Below are 5,965 nucleotides of genomic sequence, written 5' to 3' on the forward strand. Positions count from 1 at the left end.
CCGTTAGAATTCCTGTAGATGGTTAAATTTCGGTTTTGAAAAAAACAGAGCTCCTCAGTAAGATTTAAGTATAGACACCACTCTAAAACTCAAAATCTAAGGAGGAAGCTCTTATATGAAGTTTAAAATGCAAGACAAACAAAATCAACTAATAGAAAGAATTTCTACTCAACATCTTGTTGTTGGTGTAGATATAGCACAAGAAATTCACGTTGCTCGTGCCGTGAACTTCAGTGGAATCATTGTCGGTGATCCTCTCTCTTTTGAAAACAACGAAGAAGGCTTCGATAAATTATTACGATGGATTAACGAGTTGAAAAACTTAAAAGGCTTTGATACTACAATAGTTGGTATGGAACCAACGGGACATTACTGGATCAATCTATCAAAATGGCTTTATGATAAAAATATTGAAGCCGTCACTGTTAATCCCCACCTTGTCAAAAAGAATAAAGAAAATCGAGATAATACCCAATCTAAAAGTGATAAAAAAGACGCTCTAGTTATAGCTGATATGGTGAAGAATGGATATTATTCCTTTATACGACCTACATCAGAGTCGTTTGAAAAACTACGGGTATTAATGTCTAATCGTGACATAACAGTTAAAAGACTAGTGAGTACTGTTAATCAACTTAATCGCTGGGTAGATGTTGTTTTCCCTGAACTTCGCCAAGTATTCAAAGATGTAAAAGGTAAAGGAGCCATCGCTACCCTTCGTCTTTTCCCAACACCACTAGAACTACGTTCTATGAATGACCATGATATCGTTAATAGTTGGAAAACAGTGATGAAGCGACATCCTGGATTTAAAAAAGCACAATTACTAGTTGAACTAGCCCATAATTCTGTAGGTACAAAACAAGCATTGGATGCTTATAAGTTACACCTAGAACAATTAATTGAAGAATATGATCTCGCCACAGCCCAATTAGAGCGAGTTGAAAAGGAAGTTACAGAAGTTCTTAAACAAATTCCTTACGCTAAAAAGTTGCTTGCCATTAAAGGAATTAGTGAAATTGCACTTTCGGGCATTTTAGGGGAAGCAGGAGATCTAAGAGGTTTTTCTCATGGGAATTCTTTATTACGCCATGCTGGTCTACATTTAGTTGAGGCTAGTTCAGGTAAATGGAAAGGCCAAATAGTTCTCTCCAAACGTGGAAGGTCTAGATTACGGCGTTTCTTATATTTAGCGACAATGAGTCTTGTGATGAATAACCCTGAATTTAAAGAACTTCACTCCTCCAATGTTAATGTGAAAAAAGTAAAGAAAATGAAATCAATCATGAAATTAATAAATAAATTTGCAAGAATGTTAGTCGGAATGGCCCGAAATAATGAATCTTATAATCCTAATAAAGTACAGGCTTTAACACCATTAGCTGCATAACAAACGAACTACACTCTTTTATAAACCAATTAAAACATAGTCTATTAAAATAACAGCTTTCGAGTATTGACTTATTCGTAGGATCTCAAAAATAGTACGGAGTACCGGATTTATTAAGCAAAAGGGCTCAGACCCGTCCCGTTAGAAAGACCGGCCTCTACCACTTGGATAGGTGTGACGAAGGAATGAAAGGGCATTTGACCCGTTGAGACATGGGAGCGAAAACCTCCAAGGGTGGGGTGGAGAATACGTACAATATATGGAAATTATTGGAGTCACCACTGCCTCCTTTATTTAAGTACGCCTCCATGTAGCCAAATTTGTCTATGATCCTTCAATCCACCTTTTTTACTCTAACAAATGTTTTGAAATCCTGCGAATTAGTGAGCATTCGAGAGATAATTGAATCTAACTGAGGGAGCTTAATATTACTGCTATCTTATTACTTGGTCTTTATTGGATTGGATATACCACATTGGCACTTCCATTAGTTCTCCTTCATCTTCCTCGTAACCTGTGGACAAAATCTCAAATACAATAGCATCTTCTTTAATTTCAACTACTTTAACCCAAATTTCTTCAAATTTTAGTGTTTCACCTATTTTAAAGTCCATTTGATATAAAACTCCTTTTTGATTTTACCTAACTTAAAAATTCCCCTTAGTACAATAATTTCAACAAAAATAAGCCCACTGGTTTTTTAATAAAACCAATCAGCTATTAATTTAATTTCTTTATTAAACATTTGCTGCTTTACGTACCTGACCTGCATGTAATTTTTTCATTACAAATCTTGCTATCGGCTGAGCAATCAGTAACTCGATCCAGAATGCAATCCCAAAGTTTCTAGGCCAAATATGAAAGTAATTTTGTAACGGTTCGAGGCTAATTTGTTTCATGCCGACCCACGTTCCTATAATGGATAGCCAAAGAGATAGCACTGTTACATTTAATACAATAGTTAATAATACCCTCGCATTAAAGCCATCGGTCGGTCCAACGAACTTTGGCATTAGCTTTCCAACAATCGGCTCTGCAATCAGTCTTACTGATAAAACGACTATAATCCACATGATTCGGATAATCTTCAATGTATCAAAATAAACTTCCTTGCTGAAGCCACGTTCCAATCCAATAATAATTGGGGCAATCGTGTTCACTGATATGATTGATACTATCAATAAAAATATAATGCCTTCTTTTCCGTTTCGAGGTAATCTTGTTTCCTCATACATGTTCGTCATCTCCATATAAAAATATTTCAGATGGTAGACGTATCATGCGACATATATTTTTGGTCAATAAGTAAGACCAATATCTCCACTCACACTGATAAAACAAACTTATCACATGCTTTAAATGTGTTCAAGAGGTTTTTGTACCGTCATATCAATACCGTAAGTATTCAATTTTTCTTGAGATCCTTCCTCATTAAATGAGCCGATTGTTGAATAAGAGCTAAAGAAGATTCTTCAACTAAATTGCAACGTTAGTACAATAACTTCTACAAAAAAGGATGCTTCTCCTTCTTTAAGGAAAGCACCCCTTTAGTTTAAGTGAAACACTACACAAAGTTATCAATTTTACACCCTTATTAATATTAACGACTAATAAAATAAGGTCCACATTCTCCTTCGTGAGTCATAATAAATGTCCATTTTTGTTCCCAATCCATTACATAAATATCGCTATAAAACATATGTAAAGGGTCGTACGGTAAATCCTGAACCCATAAACTTTTAGCGTTTCCCACTAAATACACTTCATCTATATACTGATTAAAAATAGTACAATTATCCTTTTTCTGTTGATTGAAAAGTTCAATGGCTTCTCCTTTAATAGTGCAGTTTATAGCTTCCCAACTACATAGATGCCATAAAAAATGGTCTAAATAAATTTTCTCTTTTTCTTCTTTTGATAAATGATGTGCGAATATATTTTCCCACGACTTACGCAAATAGCCTCCCCATTTAGGAATTTCTAAAACCTTCAATTCTTTTCTAAAGTTCATTTCAATTTTTCTCCTTGATACTGCCTTATTCTTAATCTTCTAAGGAAAGCTGTTTTCTTTCACTAAGGACATAAACTAGTCCAGTTCTCTTTTAAGGAATAAAAACCTTTTTACACTAATCTGCCCGTTCAATTATATAAAATGAGTTGCCTAAGCAACCCATGCTTCAACTAAATAGACATTATTCTTGAGATAAATTTAACCAGTTTTTTTCATCAATCGATTGGATTTTATACTTTGAACCAACTATATCTAACATTTTTTGATAAGTTTTAACATTCCAAGAATCATCCACATGTTCATATAAATCTTTTTGTATAAATTCTTGAGTAATATAATTTGTAACAGAACTAATGTTAACTAGTTCTCCAAAAAACTGTCTTAACATAATTGAATCCTCTTTTTCTAAAGGTTCATCTGATAGGAGATAAATTCTAAATACATTAACAACTACATTTATATCCTCGTCATCTAAAAAACAAAGTGGCTCTAACTTTTTATCTTCTTCTGTAAAGGGTCCTCTAGTATCTTCAATAATGACATAAGCCAGCATTTTATTATCTTTAAAGAAACGAAAAACTTCTAAATCTCGCAATCTTAGTTTTCTATCGATTGAAATCATTTTTTTCACCTATCCAAATATGAATTTATAACATGCAGTATATCTGTACATATTCTTCAGTCTAAACAAATTACTCGTCTGAAACTATAAAAAATAAACATTTTCTTCTTGAACTTAACTGCCCCGTTAGAGCACAATAGTAGCTACCCCATCGACAACTCCTTGTTCTAAAATTGCTCCCCTTTAATTGAACAAAGTAACGGTCTTTATTTAAAAATTTTGTTTATTTCATTCCTATCGTATTCTAATATCCAATCGTTGTATTTCTTATAAGTGTCTCTTATAGTTTCGGGCGAGGTTGCCAATAAATCACAACCCCTGTCATCATAAACATAAAATATAGTTTTCCTTCTGATGTTTATAAAATAGACGCTATAAAAAACACTTGGTTTTATCCCCATATCCTGATTGCAGATTGCTTTTAACATAGGAATATATTTGAAGTCAGACGTTTTACATTTTAAAGTAAATCTATGTGTTTTATATGTTCCTTCTTCATCATCGTCAGGATAAATATAAGGGATTGCTTTTTGGTTTAACCTATATAAGACCGATTTTTCTTTAATATAACGAGAAAAAATTTTTGGTTTATGTTTAAAACCATCTGCATAATCGTTTACGTCCACTACGATATAGATATCATCATTATGCGAATGCAAGGATTTAAATAAAGCAATAGCTCTATGATATACATCTTGTAGATAAGGACTATTTTCATATGCATAATCACTATCATAGTCCACACCTAATTCAAATCGGATACCAATTTTCCAACTATAAAACAAAGGGGGTCTAAGTTCTAAGTTCGGAAAGTTCTCATTCATAAAGTCATTTAAAATCATTTTGCACCTCGTGAATTTTCTTCATTATACCATTCCTCGTATTGAACAAAACTGCGACGATAGTTCAATACCTTACGTTTCCATTTCTACAATCCAGGCAATAATTCCTCCAATACGAAAAGGAGGAGATTATTTTGTTATTATCAAGAACTTGGGAATTATATGAATCGGATAAAAAGATCGAAGGGTTTTCCCCTCAAACATTAAAAGCATATAAGCTCCAATCTAAGCTACTTATCCAATACTTTGACGATGTCAATATTGAATCATTGACTACTGATCGGCTGAAAGAATACTTGGCAAAATCCAGTGAACACCTCAAGCCATCAAGTTTGGCTCATCGAATTCGATTTATTAAATCGATATTTCGTTGATCACACGAAGAAGGACATATACCGAAAAATCCTGCTGCAAAAATCAAAGAACCTAAACAAGGAAAACGGATTCCAAAATTTTTAACAGAGAGAGAAATAGAACACTTGAGGGAAGCATGTATCACGCCAATGGAAAAGGCATTATTTGAATTTATGTTTTCAACGGGATGTAGAATAGGGGAAATTGTTGCACTTGATAAAAATTGTATTAATTGGTCAAATCGTTCAGCCTTTGTGCTTGGGAAAGGTAATAAGGAAAGGGAAGTCTACTTTAATATACGGTGTGAAATCTGGCTCAAGCGATACTTGGATCTTCGCCAAGATAAAGACCCTGCTATTTTTGTTACTGAACGGCACCCACATAGAATGAGTATTGGACAAATGAGATATATCATAAAACGAATATCAAGTCGAGCAGGAATCAACAAAGAAATTCATCCACACCAACTGCGCCACAGCTATGCCACACACCTATTGAACAACGGGGCTCCTATTGATGTTATTCAAAGTTTACTGGGACACGAAAAAAGCGAGACCACTAGGATTTATGCTCAGCTAAGTGGGAGTGTTAGAAGGGAATTTTACAGAAAATATTTTTGAAAATGAATTGCAAGAGGCAACGGATACTCCGCTGCCTTTTCGCTATCGCACCCGTTACTTTAAGTACATCTTTTCACAATCTCTGAAATAAAAAAAGAATAATGTGTAAATAGAAACCTACAACAT

The 5,965-nt window shown here is 33.9% G+C and carries 6 protein-coding genes and 1 pseudogene; 2 read left to right on the forward strand and 5 right to left on the reverse strand.

Features of this window, described 5'->3' with window-relative positions:
• Positions 1-115: 115 nt before the first annotated feature.
• Positions 116-1,390, forward strand: coding sequence for an IS110 family transposase (locus V7097_RS25820; protein WP_335706499.1), 1,275 nt, complete (start codon positions 116-118; stop codon positions 1,388-1,390).
• A 434-nt stretch (positions 1,391-1,824) separates the two neighbouring features.
• Here the strand turns inward: V7097_RS25820 and V7097_RS25825 are convergent, their stop codons facing one another.
• The 5 genes from V7097_RS25825 to V7097_RS25845 all read right to left on the reverse strand — a co-directional run bounded on the left by V7097_RS25825 (position 1,825) and on the right by V7097_RS25845 (position 4,847).
• The gene (locus tag V7097_RS25825; RefSeq protein ID WP_335706500.1) at positions 1,825-2,004 is read right to left on the reverse strand and encodes a hypothetical protein; all 180 of its coding nucleotides are present in this window, start codon (positions 2,002-2,004) and stop codon (positions 1,825-1,827) included.
• Between the two features lie 123 nt (positions 2,005-2,127).
• Positions 2,128-2,625, reverse strand: a complete 498-nt coding sequence (locus tag V7097_RS25830; RefSeq protein ID WP_335706501.1) for a hypothetical protein — start codon at positions 2,623-2,625, stop codon at positions 2,128-2,130.
• Between the two features lie 365 nt (positions 2,626-2,990).
• Positions 2,991-3,401, reverse strand: a complete 411-nt coding sequence (locus V7097_RS25835) for a DUF4275 family protein (RefSeq protein ID WP_335706502.1) — start codon at positions 3,399-3,401, stop codon at positions 2,991-2,993.
• 181 nt (positions 3,402-3,582) lie between these two features.
• Entirely contained in the window at positions 3,583-4,023 is a 441-nt protein-coding gene (locus V7097_RS25840) for a terpene synthase (protein WP_335706503.1), read from the reverse strand.
• 206 nt (positions 4,024-4,229) lie between these two features.
• Positions 4,230-4,847: a DUF3885 domain-containing protein gene (locus V7097_RS25845; protein WP_335706504.1), complete on the reverse strand. Its 618-nt coding sequence runs from the start codon at positions 4,845-4,847 to the stop codon at positions 4,230-4,232.
• Between the two features lie 152 nt (positions 4,848-4,999).
• Here V7097_RS25845 and V7097_RS25850 point away from each other — a divergent pair.
• Positions 5,000-5,839, forward strand: a pseudogene (locus V7097_RS25850) (tyrosine-type recombinase/integrase).
• The last annotated feature ends 126 nt before the right edge of the window (positions 5,840-5,965 follow it).

The sequence above is a fragment of the Bacillus sp. JJ1562 genome (assembly GCF_036962705.1).
Classification (GTDB): Bacteria; Bacillota; Bacilli; order Bacillales; family Bacillaceae_L; genus Ferdinandcohnia.

Bases quoted from the DNA above. Each gene is read 5' to 3' on its own strand.
- V7097_RS25845 (WP_335706504.1), bottom strand. From the start codon at position 4,847: ATGAATGAGAACTTTCCGAACTTAGAACTTAGACCCCCTTTGTTTTAT.
- V7097_RS25835 (WP_335706502.1), bottom strand. From the start codon at position 3,401: ATGAACTTTAGAAAAGAATTGAAGGTTTTAGAAATTCCTAAATGGGGA.
- V7097_RS25840 (WP_335706503.1), bottom strand. From the start codon at position 4,023: ATGATTTCAATCGATAGAAAACTAAGATTGCGAGATTTAGAAGTTTTT.
- V7097_RS25820 (WP_335706499.1), top strand. From the start codon at position 116: ATGAAGTTTAAAATGCAAGACAAACAAAATCAACTAATAGAAAGAATT.
- V7097_RS25825 (WP_335706500.1), bottom strand. From the start codon at position 2,004: ATGGACTTTAAAATAGGTGAAACACTAAAATTTGAAGAAATTTGGGTT.
- V7097_RS25830 (WP_335706501.1), bottom strand. From the start codon at position 2,625: ATGTATGAGGAAACAAGATTACCTCGAAACGGAAAAGAAGGCATTATA.